The organism is Streptomyces sp. 4F14, assembly GCF_048159485.1.
In the GTDB taxonomy this organism is placed as follows: Bacteria; Actinomycetota; Actinomycetes; order Streptomycetales; family Streptomycetaceae; genus Streptomyces.
Genome location: NZ_JBLRVY010000021.1, coordinates 17,756 through 39,866, shown reverse-complemented (window position 1 = coordinate 39,866; position 22,111 = coordinate 17,756). Strand labels below are relative to the sequence as shown.

The 22,111-nt window shown below is 71.4% G+C and carries 23 protein-coding genes and 1 riboswitch; of the genes, 7 read left to right on the top strand and 16 right to left on the bottom strand.

Annotation, left to right across the window (positions count from 1 at the left end):
* Positions 1-8 precede the first annotated feature (8 nt).
* Positions 9-455: a hypothetical protein gene (locus ACLZOT_RS31310; RefSeq protein ID WP_416972476.1), complete on the top strand. Its 447-nt coding sequence runs from the start codon at positions 9-11 to the stop codon at positions 453-455.
* Positions 456-499: 44 nt separating this feature from the next.
* On the opposite strand, the gene ACLZOT_RS31305 is transcribed toward ACLZOT_RS31310, so the two are convergent.
* From ACLZOT_RS31305 to ACLZOT_RS31250, 12 genes are all read right to left on the bottom strand, one after another.
* Positions 500-1,447 carry an exopolyphosphatase gene (locus tag ACLZOT_RS31305; RefSeq protein WP_416972475.1) on the bottom strand — a complete coding sequence of 316 codons (948 nt, stop codon included), beginning with the start codon at positions 1,445-1,447 and terminating at the stop codon, positions 500-502.
* Positions 1,444-1,974 carry a DUF501 domain-containing protein gene (locus ACLZOT_RS31300; RefSeq protein ID WP_416972474.1) on the bottom strand — a complete coding sequence of 177 codons (531 nt, stop codon included), beginning with the start codon at positions 1,972-1,974 and terminating at the stop codon, positions 1,444-1,446. The genes ACLZOT_RS31305 and ACLZOT_RS31300 overlap by 4 nt, the downstream gene beginning before the upstream one ends.
* A gap of 76 nt (positions 1,975-2,050) precedes the next feature.
* Positions 2,051-2,527, bottom strand: coding sequence for an FtsB family cell division protein (locus tag ACLZOT_RS31295; protein ID WP_416972473.1), 477 nt, complete (start codon positions 2,525-2,527; stop codon positions 2,051-2,053).
* A 112-nt stretch (positions 2,528-2,639) separates the two neighbouring features.
* Positions 2,640-3,926: a phosphopyruvate hydratase gene (gene eno, locus ACLZOT_RS31290; RefSeq protein WP_416972472.1), complete on the bottom strand. Its 1,287-nt coding sequence runs from the start codon at positions 3,924-3,926 to the stop codon at positions 2,640-2,642.
* A 298-nt stretch (positions 3,927-4,224) separates the two neighbouring features.
* Positions 4,225-4,929, bottom strand: coding sequence for a transglycosylase family protein (locus tag ACLZOT_RS31285; protein WP_416972471.1), 705 nt, complete (start codon positions 4,927-4,929; stop codon positions 4,225-4,227).
* 4 nt (positions 4,930-4,933) lie between these two features.
* Positions 4,934-5,092, bottom strand: a riboswitch (cyclic di-AMP (ydaO/yuaA leader).
* Positions 5,093-5,314: 222 nt separating this feature from the next.
* On the bottom strand, positions 5,315-6,367 hold the full coding sequence (locus ACLZOT_RS31280; RefSeq protein ID WP_416972470.1) for a LysM peptidoglycan-binding domain-containing protein: 1,053 nt from the start codon (positions 6,365-6,367) through the stop codon (positions 5,315-5,317).
* Positions 6,368-6,516: 149 nt separating this feature from the next.
* Positions 6,517-7,761: a cytochrome P450 family protein gene (locus ACLZOT_RS31275; RefSeq protein ID WP_416972469.1), complete on the bottom strand. Its 1,245-nt coding sequence runs from the start codon at positions 7,759-7,761 to the stop codon at positions 6,517-6,519.
* The gene (locus ACLZOT_RS31270; protein WP_416972468.1) at positions 7,758-10,076 is read right to left on the bottom strand and encodes a tetratricopeptide repeat protein; all 2,319 of its coding nucleotides are present in this window, start codon (positions 10,074-10,076) and stop codon (positions 7,758-7,760) included. The genes ACLZOT_RS31275 and ACLZOT_RS31270 overlap by 4 nt, the downstream gene beginning before the upstream one ends.
* Before the next feature lie 137 nt (positions 10,077-10,213).
* Positions 10,214-10,621, bottom strand: a complete 408-nt coding sequence (locus tag ACLZOT_RS31265) for a hypothetical protein (RefSeq protein ID WP_416972467.1) — start codon at positions 10,619-10,621, stop codon at positions 10,214-10,216.
* A 148-nt stretch (positions 10,622-10,769) separates the two neighbouring features.
* A complete protein-coding gene (locus tag ACLZOT_RS31260; RefSeq protein ID WP_416972466.1) occupies positions 10,770-11,759 on the bottom strand; it encodes a nucleoside triphosphate pyrophosphohydrolase in 990 nt (329 codons plus the stop codon).
* Positions 11,760-11,881: 122 nt separating this feature from the next.
* Positions 11,882-12,514: a SurA N-terminal domain-containing protein gene (locus tag ACLZOT_RS31255; RefSeq protein WP_416972465.1), complete on the bottom strand. Its 633-nt coding sequence runs from the start codon at positions 12,512-12,514 to the stop codon at positions 11,882-11,884.
* 183 nt (positions 12,515-12,697) lie between these two features.
* Complete coding sequence (locus ACLZOT_RS31250) at positions 12,698-13,528, bottom strand: glycoside hydrolase domain-containing protein (RefSeq protein WP_416972464.1); 831 nt, start codon at positions 13,526-13,528, stop codon at positions 12,698-12,700.
* 152 nt (positions 13,529-13,680) lie between these two features.
* Here ACLZOT_RS31250 and ACLZOT_RS31245 point away from each other — a divergent pair, with 152 nt between their 5' ends.
* The 3 genes from ACLZOT_RS31245 to ACLZOT_RS31235 all read left to right on the top strand — a co-directional run bounded on the left by ACLZOT_RS31245 (position 13,681) and on the right by ACLZOT_RS31235 (position 15,415).
* Positions 13,681-14,118: a hypothetical protein gene (locus ACLZOT_RS31245; protein WP_416972463.1), complete on the top strand. Its 438-nt coding sequence runs from the start codon at positions 13,681-13,683 to the stop codon at positions 14,116-14,118.
* Between the two features lie 134 nt (positions 14,119-14,252).
* The gene (locus tag ACLZOT_RS31240; protein ID WP_416972462.1) at positions 14,253-14,963 is read left to right on the top strand and encodes a hypothetical protein; all 711 of its coding nucleotides are present in this window, start codon (positions 14,253-14,255) and stop codon (positions 14,961-14,963) included.
* Between the two features lie 41 nt (positions 14,964-15,004).
* A complete protein-coding gene (locus ACLZOT_RS31235; protein WP_416972461.1) occupies positions 15,005-15,415 on the top strand; it encodes a DUF6174 domain-containing protein in 411 nt (136 codons plus the stop codon).
* A 3-nt stretch (positions 15,416-15,418) separates the two neighbouring features.
* On the opposite strand, the gene ACLZOT_RS31230 is transcribed toward ACLZOT_RS31235, so the two are convergent.
* Both ACLZOT_RS31230 and ACLZOT_RS31225 read right to left on the bottom strand, forming a co-directional pair.
* Entirely contained in the window at positions 15,419-16,249 is an 831-nt protein-coding gene (locus tag ACLZOT_RS31230) for a class I SAM-dependent methyltransferase (protein WP_416972460.1), read from the bottom strand.
* Between the two features lie 98 nt (positions 16,250-16,347).
* The gene (locus ACLZOT_RS31225; RefSeq protein WP_416972459.1) at positions 16,348-17,055 is read right to left on the bottom strand and encodes an HNH endonuclease family protein; all 708 of its coding nucleotides are present in this window, start codon (positions 17,053-17,055) and stop codon (positions 16,348-16,350) included.
* Positions 17,056-17,272: 217 nt separating this feature from the next.
* Here ACLZOT_RS31225 and ACLZOT_RS31220 point away from each other — a divergent pair, with 217 nt between their 5' ends.
* Together ACLZOT_RS31220 and ACLZOT_RS31215 are read left to right on the top strand one after the other, a co-directional pair.
* Positions 17,273-17,458: an antitoxin gene (locus ACLZOT_RS31220; protein ID WP_416972458.1), complete on the top strand. Its 186-nt coding sequence runs from the start codon at positions 17,273-17,275 to the stop codon at positions 17,456-17,458.
* A gap of 178 nt (positions 17,459-17,636) precedes the next feature.
* Positions 17,637-18,188 carry a GNAT family N-acetyltransferase gene (locus ACLZOT_RS31215; RefSeq protein ID WP_416972457.1) on the top strand — a complete coding sequence of 184 codons (552 nt, stop codon included), beginning with the start codon at positions 17,637-17,639 and terminating at the stop codon, positions 18,186-18,188.
* A 7-nt stretch (positions 18,189-18,195) separates the two neighbouring features.
* Here ACLZOT_RS31215 and ACLZOT_RS31210 read toward each other — a convergent pair whose 3' ends face one another.
* Positions 18,196-19,071 carry an alpha/beta hydrolase family protein gene (locus tag ACLZOT_RS31210; RefSeq protein ID WP_416972456.1) on the bottom strand — a complete coding sequence of 292 codons (876 nt, stop codon included), beginning with the start codon at positions 19,069-19,071 and terminating at the stop codon, positions 18,196-18,198.
* Between the two features lie 176 nt (positions 19,072-19,247).
* Between ACLZOT_RS31210 and ACLZOT_RS31205 the strand changes: the two genes are divergently transcribed.
* The gene (locus tag ACLZOT_RS31205; protein ID WP_416972455.1) at positions 19,248-19,835 is read left to right on the top strand and encodes a TetR/AcrR family transcriptional regulator; all 588 of its coding nucleotides are present in this window, start codon (positions 19,248-19,250) and stop codon (positions 19,833-19,835) included.
* On the opposite strand, the gene ACLZOT_RS31200 is transcribed toward ACLZOT_RS31205, so the two are convergent.
* Positions 19,823-22,090: a hypothetical protein gene (locus ACLZOT_RS31200; RefSeq protein WP_416972454.1), complete on the bottom strand. Its 2,268-nt coding sequence runs from the start codon at positions 22,088-22,090 to the stop codon at positions 19,823-19,825. The genes ACLZOT_RS31205 and ACLZOT_RS31200 overlap by 13 nt on opposite strands.
* Positions 22,091-22,111: the final 21 nt, after the last annotated feature.

Genomic DNA, 22,111 nt, shown 5'->3' with positions numbered 1-22,111 from the left:
GGTCACACGTGAAGACACGGGGTAGGAGAGCGGCGTCCATAGTCGCCTCAGCATGCGCACTCGCGGCCGGTCTGGTTCTGGCCGGCCCGGCGAACCCGGCGAGCGCCGCGCCGAACGTCTATTTCCACAGCTACACCTTCAGCAACGGCGCCGGCCGCATCGACGTCTTCAACGACGGCGAGTACGCCGGGACCGCCCAGTGGGCGGCCGATCCCGGTGACTTCGGCTCCTCCACCGGGGACACCCTGATCGCCTCCGACCAGTTGGCGGACGGCTACGGCATCGAGGCGCGCGTCAACGACGGCCGGGCCACCGCCACGACGCGCGGCCACTCCGCGCCGTACACCGACAAGGTGACCGGCGACCTGCGGGAGGGCGCCGACCTCAAGCTGTGGGCCTGTTACGTCGAGGGCTCGTACAGCAAGTGCAGCGACAAGATCGACGTACACGCCTGACGCACACGGGAGGCCCCGGCACACCGCCGGGGCCTCCCCCTTGTCTAACCCTCCGCGACCGCGAACGCGATCCCGTCCAGGATGTCGTGCTCGCTGACCACGACCTCCGCCGCCCCGGTCCGCTCCATGATCGAGAGGAGTACGAGGGCCCCGGCGCCGATGACGTCGACCCGCCCGGGGTGCATGGAGCCGATGGCCGCGCGCTCGGCGTGGGTGGAGCGCAGGAGCCACTCGGTCAGCTCGCGGACCTTCGCGTAGGGGATCCGCGAGTGGTGGATCCGAGCGGAGTCGTACGCGGGCAGGTCCTGGGCGATCGCCGAGAGCGTCGTGACCGAGCCCGCGAGGCCGACCAGCGTCCGGGCCTCCCGCAGCGGCACCGACCGCTCCGCGAGGTCGAGGGCGGCCTCGATGTCCGCCCGCATCGCCGCGATCTGCGCCTCGGTGGGCGGGTCGGTGACGGTGCCCTCGTGGACGAGGTGGCGCTCGGTCATCCGTACGCAGCCGACGTCGACGGAGCGTGCGGCGCGGACGTCGGTGTCGCCGACGACGAACTCCGTGGAGCCGCCGCCGATGTCGACGACCAGGTAGGGCGTCGCGAGGTCGGGCCGCGCGGTCAGTTCCCGGGTGGCGCCGACGAAGGAGAACGTCGCCTCCTGGTCCCCGCTGACGACCTCCGGCTCGACGCCGAGGATGTCGAGGACGCCCCGTACGAACTCGTCCCGGTTCTCGGCGTCCCGCGAGGCGGAGGTGGCGACGAACCTGACCTTCTCGGCGCCGAGTTCCTTGATGACCGCCGCGTACTCCCGGCAGGCCGCGAAGGTCCGCTCCAGCGCCTCCGGCGCGAGCCGCCCGGTACGGTCGACGCCCTGGCCGAGCCGCACGATGGTCATCCGGCGGTCCAGGTCGACGAGTTCACCGGTCCCGGGGGTGACGTCGGCGACGAGCAGGCGGATGGAGTTGGTGCCGCAGTCGACGGCGGCGACGCGGGTCACCGGGCGTCCCCCTCGACGAGCGTCACGCAGGCGCCCTTGCCCCACCACTCCGGCAGCATCGCGAGCGCCTCGTCGCCGAGGGGGTTCACGCCGGGGCCCGCGGCGAGCGAGTGCGCGACCAGGACGTGCAGGCACTTCACCCGGTCCGGCATGCCGCCGGCGCTCGGGAACCCGGCCAGCACCTCGATCTCGTCCCGGCGCCGGACGTAGTCCTCGTGCGCGGCCCGGTACGCCGCCGCCAGCTCGGGGTCCCGGCCGAGGCGCTCGGTCATCTCCTTCATCACACCGTTCGCCTCCAGCGTGCCGATGGCGGAGTTCGCCTTGGGGCACGTCAGGTAGTACAGCGTGGGGAAAGGGGTGCCGTCGGGAAGGCGGGGGGCCGTCTCGACGACGTCCGGCTGGCCGCAGGGGCAGCGGTGGGCGATGGCGCGCAGGCCCCGCGGGGGGCGGCCCAGCTGCTGCCGGAACGCCTCGACGTCCGCGTCGGTCGGCTCGGTGCGCTCGGTGGTCGGGGGAGGCGTTTGCATGTCGTACGGGAGTCTCTCTGCTGTCGGTAAGAGGTCAGGCGGGCGCGTCCAGTATCGGGGTACGCCGCCCCCGGCCTCACCTGCCGACCGCGTCCGCCTTGTCGACGCCGTCCCAGACGTTCGCGTACCAGGGCCGGTCGGCCGCGCCCGCGTCGACGCGGGCCTGCTTCGCGGCGTCCGGGTCGACGACGACGTACCCGGTCTCCCCGGGCAGGACGTAGTGGAGCCGCAGCCGGATCTGCTGCTCGGCGTAGGCGTCGTCCTGCCAGCGGGCCTTGAGGTCGCGGAGTTGCTCGACCTTCTGGCGGGCCTGTTCCTGCTCGCGTTCCAGGTCGGCGATCTCGGCGCGCTGGGAGACGTACTGGCGCATCGGGTAGGCGAGGGCGACGACGAGGGTGCACAGGACGAGGGCGAGGAGGGCGGCGCGGCCGGTGAGGCGGGAGCGGCGCTGCTGGCGTTTCGTCTGGGAGCGGTAGACGCGGGCGGCGGTCTGCTCGCCGAGGGCGCGGAGTCTGGTCGCGGTGGAGAACCGGTCCTTGTCCTTGACGGCCATGCGCCGCGCCTCCCGTTCCCGTTCATACGTGCGTACGTCCCCGCACACGGTACGGGACCGGGTACGGGGACGTACGAGCGACGCCCTTCTAAGCAGCGTCCCTAAGGGTGTTTCAGCCCTTGAAGCGCGGGAAGGCGCTACGACCGGCGTACACCGCCGCGTCGTCGAGGATCTCCTCGATGCGCAGGAGCTGGTTGTACTTGGCGACGCGCTCGGAGCGGGCCGGGGCGCCGGTCTTGATCTGGCCGCAGTTGGTGGCGACGGCGAGGTCGGCGATCGTGACGTCCTCGGTCTCGCCGGAGCGGTGGGACATCATGCACTTGAAGCCGTTGCGCTGGGCCAGCTCGACGGCGTCCAGGGTCTCCGTGAGGGAGCCGATCTGGTTGACCTTGACGAGGAGCGCGTTGGCGGCGCCGTCCTCGATGCCGCGGGCGAGGCGCTCGGGGTTGGTGACGAAGAGGTCGTCGCCGACGATCTGGACCTTGTCGCCGAGGCGGTCGGTGAGGACCTTCCAGCCGGCCCAGTCGTCCTCGAAGAGCGGGTCCTCGATGGAGACGAGCGGGTAGGCGGCGACCAGCTCCTCGTAGTACTCCGTCATCTCGGCGGCGGAGCGCTCCTTGCCCTCGAAGAGGTACTTGCCGTCCTTGTAGAACTCGGAGGCGGCGACGTCGAGCGCGAGGGCGATCTGCTCACCGGGGACGTACCCGGCCTGCTTGACCGCTTCGAGGATGAGGTCGAGGGCCTCGCGGTTGGAGCCGAGGTTCGGCGCGAAGCCGCCCTCGTCGCCGAGGCCGGTGGACAGGCCCTTGGTCTTCAGCACCTTCTTGAGGGTGTGGTAGACCTCGGTGCCCCAGCGCAGGGCCTCGGAGAAGGACTCGGCGCCGATGGGCGCGATCATGAACTCCTGGATGTCCACGTTGGAGTCGGCGTGCGAGCCGCCGTTCAGGATGTTCATCATCGGCACCGGCAGGAGGTGCGCGTTCGGGCCGCCGAGGTAGCGGAAGAGCGGCAGGTCGGACGCCTCGGAGGCGGCGTGCGCGACGGCGAGGGAGACGCCGAGGATGGCGTTCGCGCCCAGCGAGCCCTTGTTGTCGGTGGCGTCCAGGTCGAACATGGCCTGGTCGATCAGGCGCTGCTCGGTCGCGTCGTAGCCGACGAGCTCCGGGCCGATCTGCTCGATGACGGCGAGGACGGCCTTCTCGACACCCTTGCCCTGGTAGCGGTTGGGGTCACCGTCGCGCAGCTCGATGGCCTCGAAGGCACCGGTGGAGGCGCCGGACGGGACGGCGGCACGACCCGTGCTGCCGTCGTCGAGGCCGACCTCGACCTCGACGGTGGGGTTGCCTCGCGAGTCGAGGATTTCCCGGGCTACGACGACGTCGATGGACGGCACGAGCATCTCCTTCAGTGTGACGCGGGTACGCAGACCTCGTGGGCGCTGCGAGGACGAGCCTAACCGGCTCCGGGGCTTCGGCCAGCCGACCGCTCGCCCCGTGGGACAGAACCGACCGTACTCATTGTTCATACTCGGAACAAAGAGGGGGTGACAGCTGGGAGGACGGGGGGCAAAGAAAAACCCGCTCCGGTGCGTACGGGGGAACACGCACCGGAGCGGGGGCCCGTGAGGGACGGGGGGTGACCCTCACGGCGTCTTCACTGTGAGGTCCACGGATGTGAGCGGCCTGTGGTTCAGGTGTCTACTTCAGGTGGAGCTGCTGACCGGGGTAGATGAGGTCGGCGTCCTGGACGATGTCCTTGTTGAGCTGGAACAGCTTCTGCCAGCCGCCGGCGACCTTGTGCTTGGCCGCGATGGAGCTGAGGGTGTCGCCCTTGACGACCTTGTACTCGCCGTCGCCCTTCTTGACCTTCTGGCCGGTCGGGGTGGTGACGGTCTTGGACGCCTTGGGGGTGGTGCTCTTGGGGGCGGCCGGGCGCTCGGTGGAGCGGGAGGAGGAGTTCGACTCCGTACGGCTGCTGCTCGAACCGCTCGACGAGGAGCCCGAGTTGGAGGAGGAGCCGCCGTTGTAGCTGGCGCCCGACAGGCCCACGCCACAGCTCGGCCAGGCGCCCTTGCCCTGACCCGCGAGGACCTTCTCGGCTATCTCGATCTGCTGGGACTTGGTGGCCAGGTTCGCGGTCGGGGCGTACGCGGTACCGCCGTACGCGGCCCAGGTGGAGGCGGAGAACTGGACGCCGCCGTAGTACCCGTTGCCGGTGTTGATGGCCCAGTTGCCGCCGGACTCGCACTGCGCGACGGCGTCCCACTCGGAGGCGGTGGCGGCGGAAGCGCTGCCCGCGGCCATCAGGGGGGCGGCGACGGCGACACCGGTGACACCGGCAAGCGCGACGACACGAGTGGCCTTGGACGGGCGGCGGTGCTTGCCCTTGCCGGAAAACAGCATGGATCGATCCCCTCACCGACGCCTGCGAGGTGAGCTGTCGGGTTAGGGCCGGTTGAGTTGCCCTGTCGCTCCCGCGACTTCACCCCTAGCCGGGTCCGGCGTCAACCACCGTTCCCAGCACTTACCTTGGGTCCCCCGCTCCTGCCTACGGCGCTTGACGCGACGACTGTTCCCGGACGGCCGCTGGCAGGATTCGGCGTTGCGGCAGCCGGGGCTCGGGTTGCCGAGCGGTCACGACCGTAGACATGCGCTCAGCGGATTTTCAAAGACGATCAGGGCTTCTGAGACTCATCCCACACTTTCGCCAAACCCGGACATTAGACGCCAACCGGGACGCCGAACTGCCGTGGTTCCGCCCGCTTTTACGCCTTTGCCGTACGTCGGCTCAGTCGCCGAGAGACAGGGTCTGACCGGGGACGATGGCGCTCGGGTCGGCCCCGATGAGGCCCTCGTTCGCGGCGTAGAGGGCACGCCATCCGCCGTCAAGCTCAAGGGAGTCGGCGATGGAGCTGAGCGTGTCCCCGACCCGGACGGTGTACGACTGGGGCTCGTCCGCGCTCAGCCCGCGGTGCTTGCCGGTGCCGGCGGTCGAGAGGGTCGACGCGCTCTTCGGGGCGGGGACGGAGAGCGGGGAGGCGCCCACGGCCGCGCCGACGCCCGTGTCGACGAGGCTCCAAGAGCCGGGACCCTGCACCGGGTTGTCCGACTTGTCACCGCTTGACGGTTCTGTGGGCTTGCCGTCCGGAACCTGTGGGGCGTCCGGTACGACGCGGCCGGAGCCGTTGGACCTGCCCGCCTCGGCGGAGGTGCCGGTCTCCTCGGAGGGGGCCGACGACGACGGGGTGGGGGTCGGCGTCGGGGTGGGCGTGGGGGTCGGGGTCGGCTTGGCGGCCGTGCCCGTGTCGCCGGAGGTGCCCGAACCGGGCGTCGGGCTCGGCTCCTTGGACGGATCCGACGTTCCGGACGAGCCGGACGTACCGGTCGAACCCGTACCCGTGCTGGGGCTCGGGCTCGGGGTCGTGTCCGTCGCCGCCGCGCCGTTGTCCTTCGTCAGGCCCGCCGTGAGCGCGCAGACGGGCCAGAAGCCGGGGCCCTGGTCGGCGAGGATCCGCTTGCCGACCTCGATCTGCTCGGCGCGGCCGGCGAGGTCGGGGCGTTCGGCGTAGGTGAGGCCGCCGTACTTCTTCCAGTCGTCGAGCTTGATGTGCAGTCCGCCGAACTGGCCCGAGCCGGTGTTCTCGTCCCAGGCGCTGTCCGTCTCGCAGTCGGCCACCTTGTCCCAGACCGTGGTCCCCTCGACCCCGGCCGGGTTGCCGGCGGCGCTCGCGCCGCTCGCACCGAGCAGCGGGATGGCGATCGCGGAGCCGGTCACTCCGGCGGCGACGAGCAGGGCCGGGGCCTGGCGGGGGCGACGGTGACGGCCGTTCCCGGAGAGCATGCGGGCACCTTTCTCACGGCAGTGGGGGCGGGAGTGGCTGGGCCGCTCCGGCTTGTGAACGTATCGGCATACGATCACCTGTCACAAGTTCATGCCGCGCAGATCACGTGAAGATCACGGAGTTGAGGGCGTGTCATGTTTGCGCCGGGTCACCGGGGCGGGGGTGCCGGGGTGAAGGCGACCGGCAAAGTCCGCAGGCCACGCATGATGAGGCCGCCGCGCCATCTCAACTCCTCGGGGCTCACCGCGAGTTGAAGGTCCGGCAGGCGTGTGAGAAGTGTCGCCAGCGCGGTCTGCCCCTCCAGGCGGGCGAGGGGGGCGCCGAGGCAGTAGTGGATGCCGTGTCCGTAGCCCAGATGCTGGTTGTCGCGGCGGGCGAGGTCCAGGGTGTCGGGGTGCTCGAAACGGGCCGGGTCGCGGTCGGCCGCGGCGAGGACGACGAGGACCGGGTCGCCGGGGGCGATCCGCTGGTCACCGAGGGTGAGTTGCTCGGTCGCGAACCGCCAAGTCGCCAGCTCGACGGGGCCGTCGAAGCGGAGGAGCTCTTCAACTCCGGTTTCGAGGAGATCGGTCTCGCCCGCGCTGATGGACTTCTGGAGGAGGGCCCGCTGGTCGGGGTGGGTGAGGAGGGCGAGGGTGCCGTTGCCGATCAGGTTGACGGTCGTCTCGAAGCCGGCGAACAGGAGGATGAACGCCATCGCCGCGGCCTCGTTCTCCGTGAGGTGCTCGCCGTGGTCCGAGGCGCGGATCAGGCCGGAGATGAGGTCGTCGCCGAGGTCGCCGCGTTTGCGGTGGATGAGGTCGAGGAGATAGGCGCGCATCTTCTTGACGGACCGCGCGACACCGCCCCTCGGGCCGCCGCCGTGCCGGATCATCATCCCGGCCCAGTCCCGGAAGTCGTCCTGGTCCTCGCGGGGTACGCCGAGCAGGTCACAGATGGCGTGGATCGGGAGGGGGAAGGCGAAGTCGTGGATGAGGTCGGCCTCGCCCTTCGCCGCGAAACGGTCGATGAGCTGGTCCGTCAACTCCTGTACGCGGGGCGCGAATTCGGCGACCCGGCGCGGGGTGAACGCCTTGCTGACGAGCCGCCGCAGCCTCGTGTGGTCCGGCGGGTCGATGTTCAGCAGATGCGTCATCAGCTCCGCCTTGCGCTCCCCCGGGATACCGGTCTTGCCCTTCGCGTGCGCCGGTTCGTCGTGATGCGCCGGGTTCTTGGAGAGGCGGGCGTCCGCGAGGGCCTGTTTCGCGTCGGCGTACCGGGTGACCAGCCAGGCGTCCACTCCGCTGGGGAGGGTGGTCCGGTGCACGGGGGCGTGCTCGCGCAGCCACGCGTACGCCGGGTACGGGTTGGAAGCGAACTCCCAGGTGAAGAGGGTGGGGGTGCTGTCGGTCACCCGTCGACGGTATCCCGTCCCCGCCGGAGCGCTTCGGCACGGGCGCGGGCGAAGGGGTCGCCCTGTGCGGCGGCCTCGTCGTACGTGCGTAGCGCCTCGGTACTACGACCCGACCTCTCCAGTACTACGCCGAGGTGCGCGAGGTCCTGGGGGTCGGTACTACCTCTGAAGTAAGACTCGGCGTCCTGGAGGGTCTGCGGCTCGGCGCGGATGTCGTCCAGGATGCGTACGGCTCTGTCGTCGCCGTCGTGGGCCGCGCGCTCCAGGTAGGGCTGGGCGGTCTCGGTCTCGCCGCGCAGGACGTGGTAGGCGGCGAGGTTGCGGGCGAGGGGGGCGGGCTGGTCCTTGCGTATGTAGTACTGGGCGGCTCGGGAGGCGTCGGCGAGGCGGAGGTCCAGGTCGCCGAGTTGTCCGGCGGCCTGTCTGTCCACGGCGGCGGCTCGGTGGAGTGCCTGTTCGGCGAGGGCGAGGTGGGCTTCGGCGAGGAGGCGGTGGGCTGTGGGGGTGGGGGACTTCTCGGTGGCGGTGCGGAGGTAGGGGAGGGCCTGTTCGGCGTGGCCCTCGCCGAGGAAGTGCGCGCCGACCCGCTCCGCCACCCCGTACCACCCGGCGTCCGCGGCCTTCCGGAACCAGTACATCGCGCTCTGAGTGTCACCCTCGGCCTCCTTGAGCAGGCCGAGCAGGTACATCGCGTCGAGGGTGCCCTTCTCGGCCTGGGGGGTGAAGAAGGTACGGGCGTTGATATGGACGGTGTGCCGGTCCTCGGGGCCGTAGGAGGTGTCCTTGAGGACGAGGCGCCAGACGTCGAACGGCACGGGTGCGTTCTCGCGCAGCGCCGCCGCGACGAGGGAGCCGTGGGGGCGCCACGTGCCCTCCCGCACCCCGGGGACCAGGAAGCCGGTGACGCCGTACCGTCGCTCGGACGCCCAGGCCAGGGCCTCGTCCACGGTCCCGCTGTTGTGCCGGGGCGACGGGTCGTAGGTCGCCAGGGCCCGGGTCAGCAGGTCCTCGGGTATGTCACCGCGCACGCCGCACTGGGCCAGGCCGACCGCCGCCGGGAGCAGGCTCTCGCGGAAACCGCGCAGGCTGCGCGCGCCGAGCATCCGGCGCCAGGTGTCCGCCAGCAGCGGGGCGACCGCCAGGTACTGCGTGACGCCGGTGTCCCCGCGCCACTCCAGCGCCTCCGTCAGCCTCGGGTCCTCGCCGTCCCTCGCCCTCTCCAGCTCGGTGTCGCTCCACACCGTGCTCAGCCGTGCCTTCTTCGCGCGCGCCAGGAGCCGGTGCGCCATGCTGTCCGTCTCGTCCATGTGCGCGTCGTACACGTCGTCGTTCATCGTCCCGACGACCTGTACGCGGGCCTTCGTCAGCTCGGCCAGCAGTTTGACGTCCAGGTCGCGTTCCCTGAGGTGGGCGTCCAGGTCGTCCAGCCACAGGACGTGTCTGCCGGAGCGGCCGGCCAGCAGCGCCGGCAGGGTACGGAGGTCCGTGCCGGGGGACGGGGCGAACACCCTGGTGTCCGGGGGGAGTTCGGACAGCGCCTCCCACGCGGTGCGGGTCTTCCCCGCGAACCTCCGCCCCGTGATCACCAGCAGCCCGCCGTCCCCGAACCAGTCCCGGCCCGTCTCGACGTCCCGCACGGCGTACAGCGGCAGCTCCGGCCCGTCCTCCAGCCGCCGCGCCTCCCGCACGCCGTGGTCGAGGGCATCGGCGTCGGAGAGATCGGCGAGGGTGGGCCAGGTCGAGGGGTCCAGGTGGGAGGGGGTGGGGCCGAGGTGGTTGATGTAGACGTCGCCGGTGACCGAGCCCATGACGGGGGCGGTGATGGTGGACCCTCTGAAGTCGACGTGGTCGCGGGGAGGGGGGTCGTCGTCGGAGGGCGGCTCGGGGGCCGGGGTGGGGTGGCCGTCGTCCAGGGGGCTCAGGGCCGGTCGTTCGAGTTTCGCGCCTACGAGCATGGAGGTGAGGGTGGCTACGCGGTCGGCGCGGTCGGGGGATGGCGGGGGCGTGGGGGTGGTGGACGGGGTGGGGTCCACGTCGGTCTCGTAGTGGGCGACCAGCTCACGGAGTCGGGCGGCGGCCGTAGCCTGGTCGTCGGTCAGAGCCAGGGACTCCAGGATGTGGCGGGCCCGGAACGAGAACGCCCCCTCCCAGAAGAGGTGGAACATCGTCGCACCGCCACCGGTCGGAGCAGACACCCCGAGGAACCAGCTCCGGACATCGCGCCATGCCTCTGCCCTCGCCTCGGTCTCCGCGTCGATCGCGGCCCCCAGCACCTCCGCCGCCCGAACCGCCAGCTCCTCCAACTCCCGCTCCATACACGCCCCCGCGCCCCGAGAACCGGATCAGAGATCCCACCGTACTCGTCCCCGCCGCCAAATTCCCGCCACGGGACAACGCCCCGCCCGCCGAACCTCCGGCGGACAGGGCGTCCTCAACCACCTGCTCGCGGCGATCAGTTGTGGATCGTGATGCACGCCTTCGTCCCGGGGTACTTCTCCCACCAGCCGCACGCCTTCGTGTTGTTGGCGAAGTTCTGGTTGATGGCGGAGCCGACGGTCACCGTCTCCGTGCGGGACGCGCTCTCCAGCGTGCCGTAGTAACCGTAGGTGCTGCCGATCTCCAGGATCGGGCGGTCCGTCCACGCGCGGTTGTTGGACTTCTTGGACAGCTTGAAGCTGTCGACGTGCAGCTTGGTGCCCTTGATCTCCAGGCACACCGAGCCCGAACCGTCCGTCGACCCCGCGTTGCCGGCACAGCCGGTCGCGCTGAGGATCCCCGCGTCGGCGGCCTGCGCCGCCCCCGACATCCCGGTCAGACCGAACGTCGCGACCGCGGCCAACGCGAGCGACACCCTGGACACATGACGAAGCACAAGATTCCCCGTTCTCGAACTGACTGGCGTACAGGCCGCCGACTTGATCGCGGCCACCGCACAGCCTGGCGTCGCGGGGAAGGGGAGTCCTATCCGTGACGACACCCATATCGCCGCACCCGCACCGCCCGCCCCCTCAGTCGCCCTCCACCCCCTCGGCTCCCCGAACCGCCTCCCGGTACACCCGCGCCGCCGCCCTCAACGCCGCCTCGGGGTCCACCCCCTCCGCCTCGGCCCGGGCCGCGAGCGCCAGCAGCTCGTACCCGACGCCCTCCCCGCCCGGCAGCGGCACATCCAGCCCGGCCGTCCGAACCCGCGACGACAGCTTGGCGGCGAGTGCGAGGGCGGGTTGGTGGAGGGGGACGCCGTCCGTGACAGAGGCCCGGCGTTTCTCGATCGCCTTCGTGCGCAGCCAGTGTTCCTTGACCTCTTCGGGGGTCGTGGCGACCGCGTCCCCGAAGACGTGCGGGTGGCGGTGGATCAGCTTGGTGACGATCGTCGCGGCGACGTCGTCGATGGAGAACGCCTCCTCCCCGGCGTCCTCGGCGATGCGCGCGTGGAAGACGACCTGGAGGAGGACGTCGCCGAGTTCCTCGCGCAGTTCGTCGTAGTCACCCTCCTCGATCGCCTCGACGAGTTCGTAGGACTCCTCGATCCCGTACTTCGCGAGCCCCTTGTGGGTCTGCTGCGAGGACCAGGGGCAGGCGAGGCGGATGCGGTCCATGACCTGGACGAGGTCGAGGAGGCGGGCGCCGGGCAGGTCGTACGAGGCGGGGAGCAGCTCCAGTTCGGGCATCGCGAACCTGCCGGAGCCGGCGAGGCGGGCGAGGCCGTCGGTGAGGGCGGGCTCTCCCTCGCCGAGTGCGACGACGACCACGGTCCGCCCGCCGGCGCACTCGGCCACCAGCTCCTCGGCGGCGGGCGCCCCCTCGGAGACGGCGACACCGGCCTCCCGCAGATACGGCACCTGGGGATGCGCGCCGTCCGCACAGACGACCCGGTCCGCCGCGCGGAGCACCTGCCAGGCGGGCCAGGAGAGCAGGCCGGGGGCGACGCGGTGGCTGGTGGTGAGGAGGACGATGCGGCCGGTGGCCTGTGCGGGATCTACGGGGCTGGTTTCGTTCACACAGCGAACGTAACCCACCCCGTGATCCCGCCGGGAAAGTTATCCACAGCCTGGGGATGCCAGTCGTACAACCATCTTGTATGCCGACACCGACGCCGACGCCAACCCCGGAAGCAACCCCTCTACGCCCCCGCGCTGATCTCCCGCACCCAGGGCGTCCCCGCATCCACCCGGCTCACCTTCTGCGCGTCCCATCCCCCGTACCGGGGATTGAGATCCACCCCCAGCTCCTGAGACGCCTCCGACAACGCCTTCCAGAACGCCGGCTGACTGGTCTCCGTCCCCAGCTTCGCCGCCAGCTTCTGCGCCTCCAGCTGGAGGTGGAGGTTCTCGTCGAGCCGCTGCGGGGGCACCCCGTACTGCTGGAGCCAGGCCGTCTCCAGCCCCTCGGCGCCGCCCGCCTGCTGCTCCAACCCGGCGCGCATCTCCTGGACTTCACGCCGGCTGACGGTGACGCCCGCGTTCTCGGCGGCCTTCTGGAGGACCTTGTCGAGGACCATGCCGTGCAGGGTGTCCCGCGTGAGCGTGCCGGTCTGGGCGATGGCCTGCGCGTACTGGGCGTCGTCCTTGACGGCCGAACGCTGCGCGTCCCGGACCTCGTTGACCCGGTTCTCCAGTTGGGAGACGGTGATGCGCTGGCCGCCGACGACGGCCGCGGCACCGGGGTGCGCGTCACTCCCGCAGGCGGTCAGGAGGGGGGCTGCCGCGGCGATCGTGGCGGTCAGCAGGAGCGCGGTGCGACGACGGCGGTGCAAGGAGACCTCCTGTAGGAGCTTGTGCGGCGGTGCACAAAGTCTTGCGGTGATCGATGGTAGGCAGTGGTACGCCTGGGGCCAACCCATTCGACCAACGATTCACCGGGACTTGGGGCACCGCCGCGCCCGCGTCACGCGCTCAGGGGGTGTCGTCCGGCGCGTGTTCGAGAGACTCCGGGAGGATCAGCCCACGATCGCGACCGGCGCGTCCCACGCGTTGCGGTCGATGGTGATCGTGTAACCGCCGCGCGTCTCCTTGCTGTTGACCTTGTACTGGTGCCCGCGGCTGTGATTGGTGAACTGGTCCTTGCCCCAGGGCCAGTCGGCGGTGGTGGTGTCCTGCCCGTCGTACAGCGCGTACCAGAGGTTGCCCGGCAGGTCGGTCTTGTTGGTGGCGGTGGCGATCGCCTTCGCGCTGGACGACGTGAAGCCGTAGTACCCGGCGCGGTACACCTTCCCGCGCAGCGTCTTCGTGAACGAGCGCACATACGCCAGCACGGCGTCGTTGCACGCCTTGTTGGTGATGTCGTACGCCTCCATGTCGAGGTAGATCGGGCTGCCGGCCTTCATGCCGAGCGCGGACGCCTTGGTGACGGCGTCGGCGGCGTCGGTCGCGCCGAGCGAGGTCGCCGTGGCGGCGGTGATCTTCTCGGGGCTGGACCCGGTCTGGCAGGGCGGCTGCGCGCCGACGTACAGCGGAATCAGCTTCCAGCCCTGCGAGTTGACCGACTTCACCCAGGAATTGGTGAGGTTGGGCTGGGCGCAGCCGCGGTTCTTGCCGCCGATGTAGACGGCCGCGCCGCCGTAGTAGCCGTCGGTCTTCCACGCCTTCATCGCGGCGAGCGAGGGGGCGGTGCACGTGTCGAACGCGCGCCCCGTGAACGTCTTCTGCGCCGGCCAGACGGTCGCCGCCATCGACTGCTGCGCCGCGACCGCGCCCCCCGCGACCACGACGGCGCTCGCCACGCCCCACGCGATGTATCTGCGCTTCCTCGACTGCCGGTGCTCTGCCATGCCCACCCCTCGGTTCGTTCAAACGTACGCGTCGCAAGGTACCGACCGCGTCCCCATGAATCCCTCATGCCACAGTAAAGGGGAGGCGTGCGGCGCTCGCCCCGGACCCCGTGCCCTACGCTGACCGGACACGCGGGCGGGATGGGGACGGCATGACGGGCATACCAGGCGGCTACAACTACGCGACGCCGCCGCCGGGTTCACCCTCCCCGAAGCGGCTGGAGGCGGGCTGGGGCCAGCGGATCGCCTGGACGCTGCCCGTCTGGGGCACGTTCGGCCTCTTCGCCTGGATCCCCTTCGCGTACGTGGCGCTGCGCCGCGGTCTGCCGTCCGACTGGACCGCGTGCGTGTCCTTCCTCGTCTACGAGGCCGCCGTCTGGACCTGGCTCATCGCCCTGGAGGACGGCAGGGGCGACGGCCCCTTCGGCCTCGTCCTCCTCTTCGCGACCGCCATGGGTACGGCGCTCCTCCTGTTCGCGGTCTTCGACCAGAAGCCGCGGCCGGTTCCGGTCCGGTACGCGGGAGCGCCCCAGCCGCAGCCTCAGCCTCAGCCGAACCCGTACCAGCAGGGCTATCCGTACGGCCGGTGAAGGAACCGCACCCTCTTTGATCCATCTTTGGACATTCAGAGACTTTTCTGTGTCCTTTACCTTCTTAGGATGAACCCTCCGGGCCCGGTGACCATCGGGCCCTCCTTTTTGTGTACGACAGCTCAAGGACACCCATGCACGCCCGCACTCTCAAGACGCTCGCCGTCACCGCCGCGCTCCCCCTCGCCCTGGCGGCCTGCTCCTCGAACTCGGACTCGGACTCGGCCCCGGGCAAGAGCGCCGCCCCCGCGAAGGCCGCCCCCAAGGACCCCAACGCGGGCATCCTCACCGGCGACCAGCTCACGAAGGCGCTCGCGCCGGCCTCGTACTTCGCCGCGGGGTTCGCGGTGGACCCGACGGCGACGCGGGACACGGGCAGCACGTACAGAGCGCCGGAGACGACCGCCGCGAAGCCCGACTGCTCCGGCTTCGGCGGCACCGCGTGGATCGAGCTGACCGGCATCAAGGGCGTGTCGTTCGCGCAGGCGTCGTACATGGACAAGAACACGACCGCCGAGCTGGACCAGGAGATAGACGCCTACCGGGGGACGACGTCGGCGGACGTCATGACGGCGCTGAAGAAGGTCGTGGCGTCCTGCCCGGGCTACACCGACGCGGACACGAAGAGCAAGGTGAAGATCACCGGCGCCGCCACCCCCGCCCTCGGTGACGAGGCGTACACGATCACCCTGACCAGCGACGCCTGGGAGACGGGCACCACCCTCGTCGCGTCCCGCGTCGGCACGAACGTCGTCAGCGTCCTGTCCACCGACGGCCCGGCGAACGGCGCCGCCAGCGCGAAGAAGCTGACGGAAAAGGTGGTGGCCTCGCTGAACGCCCGGTAGGCGCCCGGCGTCCAGGTCATGACGACGACGAGGGGAATCCCATGACCGCCCGCCCACTGCACGTCCTCGCCCTGGCCGTGGCCCTGACCACCACGGCCTGCGGCGAGAGCCCCGACCACACCGGCGCCGACCCGGCCTGGCGGGAGCCCGCGTCGTACACCTGCACCCTCGACGCCGAGTCCCAGGTCCTCGCCGGAACCTTCCACCTCACCGTCCGGGACGGAAGAGTCACCTCCGCGACCGGCCCCGGCCAGTCCGCTCATGCCGAACTCCCCACGATCGGCGTCCTGTTGACCCACCTGGAAACCGCCCGCGCGAACGACGCCGACACGGCCACCGTCGAGTACGCGCCGGACGGCCACCCCACCCGCATCGTCCTCGACGAGGACAGGAACGCGATCGACGACGAGGCGACGTACGTGATCTCCGCGTACCGGCCGTCCGCCGGCTGAGTCTCAGTCGAAGCGGAACACGTTGAACCGGTACGCCTCCACGTCCCGTCGCCGCGCCGTCGACATCGCCCGCAGCAACAGCCTGTACGCCAGCGGGAGTTCACGTCGGACAGCGTCCGGGAGGGCGGTGAAGGAGCAGGTGTCGGCGAGGTGGAGGCCGGGGCGCCAGTGTTCGACGGATCTGGGGTCGTCGCAGCGCCAGCGCATGCGGGCGGAGACCTTGGCGAGGACGTCGTGGGTGTCCTGGCGGTCGATCATGCGGGAGCCGGCCGTCTCCAAGGCCAGGTGGGCGCCGGGGAGTTGGCCGGCGATCAGGTCGAAGACCGCGCGGACCCCGGGTTCGTCGAGGTAGATGAGGACGGCCTCGGCGACGAGGAAGTGCGGGCCCGGGGAGTCGCGTACCGCCTGGGTCCAGGACGGGTCCGTGACCGACGCGGAGAGGATGCGGCGGCGCGGGGTGTCCTCGAAGAAGCGGCGGCGCAGGGCGGCGACGTCGGGGAGGTCCAGGTCGAACCAGTGGACGGTGCCGTTGTCGAGGCGTTCGAAGCGGGTGTTCAGGCCGGTGCCGATCTCGACGACCGTTCCGGAGGGGTGCGCGGTGAGGAACTCCCGTACCCAGTGGTCGAACAGGAGCGTGCGCAGGTTCGCGCCGACCAGGCTTCTCGCGCCGGCGAAGCGGGAGAAGTCGTACTCCAGGGCGTCGACCATCTCCACCGCGCGCGGGTCGTGGAGCATCCCGCGGCGTTTGCGGGTCTCGACGGCGCGCGCGTAGAGCGGGATGAGCAACGTCTCCTGGATCTCGCCGAGTTCGGGGGTGTGCTTGGGCTGCGGCATGGGCGGACTCCCCGGGCATGGGTGGGGGCGGACCCTCAGGGCGGACTCCCCAATTGAGGTTAGGTAAGCCTAAGTTGAAGAGTCCGCGTCCGCCACCCTCACTTCGCCCTGAACCGCTCCGGCGCCTTCGTCGGGTTCCCGCCGGCTGGCAACTTCTGGCTCGGGCAGGACTTGAGAACCTTCTCCATCGCCGCCTTCTCCGCGCCGGTCACCCAGAGTTCGTACTTCTTCTTGACGGCGACCTGCGCGGCGACGTACGCGCAGCGGTACGACGCGTTCGGCGGCAGCCAGGTCGCCGCGTCGCCGTCACCCTTGGAGCGGTTCGTACTCGCGTCCACGGCAAGGAGGTTGAGGGGGTCGTTGGCGAGGGCGATGCGCTTGCCGGCGTCCCAGTACTTGGCGCCCTTCTGCCACGCGTCGGAGAGGGCGACGACATGGTCTATGTCGACCTGGCTCTTGCCGCGCCGGTAGGTGACGTCCTTGCCGGAGTAGGGGTCCTTCTCCAGTACGCCGTACGAGACTTTGCAGTCGCCGCCGGTCAACTTCACGTCCGCCAGGTCCCGTTGGAGTATGTCGTCCCGGGTGTTGCAGCCGTTGGAGTCCGTGTCCGCCCACGCCGAGCCGAAGGCGTCGCGGGAGTAGCCGGTCTTCGGCGCGCGGCCCTTGACCGGCAGCGCCTCGGCCGCCGCGAGGGCGGCGCCGCTCTGGGGGCCGGACGCGCCGCCCCCGTCCTTCTTCTCCGCGCAGCCCGCCAGCGCCACGACCAGTACGGCGGCGACCGCGACCCCGCCCCGAACACGCTTCACGCGCGTCCCTCCCGATGTCCTGTTGGTTCTCTTGCGCCCGTTCCCGACGCCCCGCACCGGACGTTTGCCCCGGTCAGGGCCGCGTACACGCTAGCGGGAGGGTGTGCGGGGTCACTCCATGGGTACGGCCGGGTCGCGCGGCCACCCCCCTTCGGGTGGGCATTCGGAGCAACTCGGACATATGGTCGTGATGAATCACCTCCGGAAGGAGCTTCTGATGGGCCTCTTGGACAGGTTCAAGAGCAACAAGGCGATGCAGGACAAGGCGCAGGACATGTCCGACACCGCCGAGAAAATGATCAACGAGAAGACCGGCAACAAGTACGAGAGCCAGGTCGACCAGGTCCAGCAGAAGGCCGAGGAGGCGCTGGGCATCAAACGCGACCAGCCGGAGCAGCAGTAGCGGTACGCGCCCGAGGGCGACCGGGATACGCCGCTTCCGCACCCGACGGGGGGTGGAAGCGGCATCCGGGCGTGGCGGGGTGGTACGACGGGCCGACGGGGTGAACGCCCCGCCGGGCGACGGCCGTTGAGGCGTCGGGACGAACGCCCCCGGCCCACCGCCCCGTTAGAGTCCCGCCATGTACCCGGTCCTCCGCCGCACCGACCGCCTGGAACTCCGCGAGCTGCGACCCGCCGACGCCGACGCCGTGTTCGCCGTCTACGGCAGCGAACTCGCCACCGCCCACCTGTCGTTCGAACCCCGCACCCACGACGAGGTACGGGACATGGTGACCCGCGCCCGGACATCCGCCCGCACCGAACCCCGCACCGAGTACGTCCTCGCCGTAGCCGCCCCCACCACCCTCATCGGCGTGGCCCGCCTGGCCTCCGATCCCCACCAACCCCGCGCCGCCACCCTGGGCTTCGCCCTGAACCCCGCCTCCTGGCACACCGGCCTGGGCACCGAGACCGTCCGCCTCCTCCTCGCCCTGGCCTTCGAGGACCTCGCCCTCCACCGCGTCTGGGGCGCCCGCGCCCCCGCGAACGAGGCGTCCGCCCGCACGATGACCCGCGCCGGCATGACCGTGGAGGGCCGGATCCGCGAACACGTCCACAAACGGGGCGCCTGGCGGGACTCGGTGGTACACGCGATCCTCGAACGGGAGTGGCGGGGCCTGAACGGCCGCTGACAGCGGGCTACTTGGTCTCCAGCTTCCCCAACTCCCCGGGGTCCCCGGCCCACTCCTCCCCCTCGAACCCCAACGCGCCGCGCAGGAACGCCGTCGTCACGTGTTGGATCAACGCGACGCGCTCGGGGCTCTCGTCGGTCGTCTCGGCGGCCTCGTGTCCGACGATGCCGCCGAGGGAGTGCTCGGCGCCGAAGACGGTCAACAGCGCTTTGGGGGCGGGGCTGTGGACGTACGGGTCGGTGAACCAGTCGGGGCCGCGGGTGGAGAGGTGGGACTGGTCGTGGTCGCCGGCGACGACGAGGACCGGTGGGGTCATCGTGGTGAACGACGGGCGCATGAAGGGGAGTTGTTCGGCGGCGAAGGGGGTGAGGTCGTCGCCGAGGCCGGCTGCCGCGAGGAGGACGCCCGCCCGGACGCGGGGGTCGGTGAAGTCCTCGTCGGGGTCGGTGAGGACCCGCGCCCCGAGGAGTGTGCCGACGGTCTGCGCACCCCAGGAGTGCCCGGCGACGGCGATGCGGGAGGCGTCGACGCGCCCGGCCAGTCCGGGAACGGCGGCGACGAGGACGTCGAGGGAGTCGAGCACCCGGACGGCGTCCTCGATGCGCAGGCGCCAGATGCGCGGCGTACGGGGGTCCTCGGCGGGGACGCCGAGCGTCCGGGAGTCGAGGTGGGTCGGCTGGAGGACGACGAACCCGTGGGCGGCCCAGTGGTCGGCGAGGGGCGCGTACCCGTCGAGGGACCAGCCGTAGCCGTGGGAGAAGAGGAGGACGGGCAGACCGGTGCCGAACAGGGGTGCGGAGACGCGGACCTGGAGGTCCTCGCCGCGCTCGGGGGCGGGCAGGACGACGGGCTTCACGGACACGGTCGGGGACGATCCGGGCATGGCTGTGCCATCCGTTCGTAAGTCGGGGAGCGGTTCCGCACGACCGCACGACGGCATGACAGCCCGCCCCCGGTCTGCCATCATGGGCAAAGCGGAACCCTGTTCCACTTACGATACGGAACACGGTTCCGCTTAGCAAGGCCGCGCCGAGGCCGCCCGACCCGAGGAGCACCCCCGTGCCCACCACCCCCCAGGACACCCCCCGCCGCAAGGACGCCCGCCGCAACCAGCAGACCCTGCTGGACGCCGCCGCGGCCGTGTTCGTCGTATCCGGCGTGGACGCCCCGGTCCGCGAGATCGCCGCGCGCGCGGGTGTCGGCACGGGCACGGTCTACCGCCACTTCCCCACCCGCGCGGACCTGGTGATCGCGGTCTACCGCCACCAGGTCGACACGTGCGCGCAGGCGGGCCCGACACTGCTGGCCTCGGCCCCCACCCCGTACGCCGCCCTCGCGCAGTGGACGGACCTGTTCGTCGACTTCCTCGTCACCAAGCACGGCCTGGCGACCGCGATGCAGTCGGACAGCACCTGCTACGGCACCCTGCACACGTACTTCCTCGACCACCTCCTCCCTGTCTGCACCGACCTGTTGGCCGCCGCGGCCGCCTCCGGCGAGATCGCCCCCGGCCTCGACGCGTACCAACTCCTGCGCGGCATCGGCAACTTGTGCGCGGGCGCGGAGAAGGACACCCGCTACGACGCACGGCTCCTGGTGTCGCTGCTGGTCGCCGGGCTCCGGCGGACAGAGGCTCAGCCCAGGTAGGGCGCGAACCGTGCGGTGACCGCCCCGGAGTCGTCCGAGGGCAGGCTCGACAGCACGCACGCGCTGGACCCCGTACAGGCCCCGGACCACCCCTTCATGACGTACCGCGCCCCTGGATCCGTGAGCAGCGCGGTCAGGCTCACCGGCGTACCCGTGATCTGGACCTGGCAGGTCGCGGCGGCGTACCCCCGGCACACCACCCGCCCCCGGTCGTCCGTGGCGGTGAGTTCCGAACTCTCGCCCCCGCCCATGAGGTTGACGGTCAGCAGCGTGTACGCCGTCCCGCTGAGGTCCGCCGTGAGCGTCTTCCCGCCCGCGGGTACGGTGAGCCGCCCGCTGTCGGTGCCGAGGCGGCTCGGCGAGAACTCCACGGACACCGTGCAGGACGTGTGGCCCGCGAGCCGCTCCCCGCAGGTGCCGTCGGCGTACGAGAACGCGTTGCCCTCGGAGAGGCGCGCGGGGCCGAGGGCGATGGACGCGTCGCCGGGGTTGGTGACGGTGAAGTCGAGCACGGGCGCGTCCACGGAGGGGAAGACGTGGGTCATCCCGAAGTCCCGTGCGGACGGCTCGATCCGGGCGTTCACGATCGCCTGGGGCGGCGGCCCGCTCCCGCCGCCGGACGAGGACTCCGACACCGAGGACGACGGCGTACCCCCGCCGCTCGCGGAACCACTGGCCGACACCGACGCGACCGGGCTCACCGACCCCGCCGACGCCAACGGCGACGAGCCGCCGGACTCCCCGCCACCGCCTCCCCCACCCCCGCCGCCGCCGATCCGCGCGACCGCCGTCCCCACCACCAGCACCCCCACCACCGCGGCGGCGACGACAGCCACCCGCCGTCCGCCGCCCGACGGCGCGCGAGGCGGGGCCGACGGCATCGGCGGCGCCACCGGCCCGTCGAGCAGCGCCAGGTTCGCCCGCGTCACCTCCGCCCCGGCCGCGTCCCCGAGCTGCGTACGCAGGTCGAGCGCGCGCCGCAGCATCCGGCGCGCGTGCTCCGTGCGGTCGTGCAGGAAGTGCTGGACGCCCTGCTGGTGCGTGAAGTACGCCTCGAAGGCGACGTCCCCGGCCTCGCGCGCGGCGGTGATGCCCTGCGCGAGGGTGTCCTGCCACGCCTGCCAGTGGCTCTGGACGAACAGGATCCGCTCCAGGGCGGTGACGAGGCGGACGGCGGTCTGCCACTCGCGGCGTTCGACGGCGAGCCCGAGGAGGCTCAGGGCGGCGTCGAGCGCCCCGCGCGCGTCGGGCCCGGCGGGGTCGCCGGAGGCCAGCCAGGCGGCGAGGGCGCGGACGGTGCTCGCGAGGCCGATGTGGCCGTAGAGGAGGTGCCGGTAGGGCTCGGCCTTGCAGACGGGCAGCCCGAACCGGTCGTCGCGCTGCTCGGCGAGCCCGCGCGCGGAGAGCGATTCGAAGGTCTGCGCGACGTACGCGACGTCGGCCATCCGGGAGAGCACGTCGGCGGGCAGCAGCGCCCCGCCGAGCAGGGTGAGCACGGCGAGGACCCGCTTGGCCTCGGGCGCGAGCGCGGAGACACACAGTTCGTCGAGGACGCCGGGGTCGCCCTCCGCGCGCGCGGTGACGTCGGCGAGCGCCATCCCGTCGTGGCGCACGAGGGCGGCGGCCTGCCGCAGGTGCAGCGGCTGTCCGGCGACGGCGGCCACGAGGCGGGGCGTGACGGCCTGTTCGGGGCCCGTGAGGGGGCGTCCGAGGTCCCGGGCCAGGAGGGCGGTCGCGGCGGCCTCGGAGAGGCCCTGGAGGGCGTGCGCCTGCGGCAGGGTGGGCGTCCCGGTGGCGATCACCAGCGCGCAGCCGCGCAACACCTGCCCGAGGTAGGCGAGTTGGGGCGCGGTGTACGCGACGTCGTCGAGGGCGACGGTCCCGTCGACGGCCCCGAGGGCCTGCGCGCACTCCTGGGTGGTGAACCTGACGGGGCCCTGCCAGACGTAGAAGGACCGCATGAGGTCCTGGAGGAGGTCCTCCAGGGCGGTCGCGCCCGTGCACAGGTACACGCTGTCCGGGACGCTCCGCAGCAGCGTCGTCCTCCCCGTGCCGCAGGGGCCGGTGAACTCGACCGTCTCGCGCGGGCGTACGCGGTCGAGTTCCCGTGATCGCCCTACCAGGTACGGCCGTTGGAGCGGCTGCGCGAGCGCGCGCGGGTACGGGGTGGTCGCGGCCGGCGGTACGCGCGTGAGGCGGGCGCCGTGCCGGCCGGCCGGAGAGACGGAGAGGTTGCCGAAGACGACACTGTTCATTCCTCCCCCTGGGAATGAACG

Bases quoted from the DNA above. Each gene is read 5' to 3' on its own strand.
- ACLZOT_RS31300 (WP_416972474.1), bottom strand. From the start codon at position 1,974: ATGCAAACGCCTCCCCCGACCACCGAGCGCACCGAGCCGACCGACGCG.
- ACLZOT_RS31295 (WP_416972473.1), bottom strand. From the start codon at position 2,527: ATGGCCGTCAAGGACAAGGACCGGTTCTCCACCGCGACCAGACTCCGC.
- eno (WP_416972472.1), bottom strand. From the start codon at position 3,926: ATGCTCGTGCCGTCCATCGACGTCGTCGTAGCCCGGGAAATCCTCGAC.
- ACLZOT_RS31285 (WP_416972471.1), bottom strand. From the start codon at position 4,929: ATGCTGTTTTCCGGCAAGGGCAAGCACCGCCGCCCGTCCAAGGCCACT.
- ACLZOT_RS31280 (WP_416972470.1), bottom strand. From the start codon at position 6,367: ATGCTCTCCGGGAACGGCCGTCACCGTCGCCCCCGCCAGGCCCCGGCC.
- ACLZOT_RS31270 (WP_416972468.1), bottom strand. From the start codon at position 10,076: ATGGAGCGGGAGTTGGAGGAGCTGGCGGTTCGGGCGGCGGAGGTGCTG.
- ACLZOT_RS31250 (WP_416972464.1), bottom strand. From the start codon at position 13,528: ATGGCAGAGCACCGGCAGTCGAGGAAGCGCAGATACATCGCGTGGGGC.
- ACLZOT_RS31245 (WP_416972463.1), top strand. From the start codon at position 13,681: ATGACGGGCATACCAGGCGGCTACAACTACGCGACGCCGCCGCCGGGT.
- ACLZOT_RS31240 (WP_416972462.1), top strand. From the start codon at position 14,253: ATGCACGCCCGCACTCTCAAGACGCTCGCCGTCACCGCCGCGCTCCCC.
- ACLZOT_RS31235 (WP_416972461.1), top strand. From the start codon at position 15,005: ATGACCGCCCGCCCACTGCACGTCCTCGCCCTGGCCGTGGCCCTGACC.
- ACLZOT_RS31230 (WP_416972460.1), bottom strand. From the start codon at position 16,249: ATGCCGCAGCCCAAGCACACCCCCGAACTCGGCGAGATCCAGGAGACG.
- ACLZOT_RS31220 (WP_416972458.1), top strand. From the start codon at position 17,273: ATGGGCCTCTTGGACAGGTTCAAGAGCAACAAGGCGATGCAGGACAAG.
- ACLZOT_RS31215 (WP_416972457.1), top strand. From the start codon at position 17,637: ATGTACCCGGTCCTCCGCCGCACCGACCGCCTGGAACTCCGCGAGCTG.
- ACLZOT_RS31210 (WP_416972456.1), bottom strand. From the start codon at position 19,071: ATGCCCGGATCGTCCCCGACCGTGTCCGTGAAGCCCGTCGTCCTGCCC.
- ACLZOT_RS31200 (WP_416972454.1), bottom strand. From the start codon at position 22,090: ATGAACAGTGTCGTCTTCGGCAACCTCTCCGTCTCTCCGGCCGGCCGG.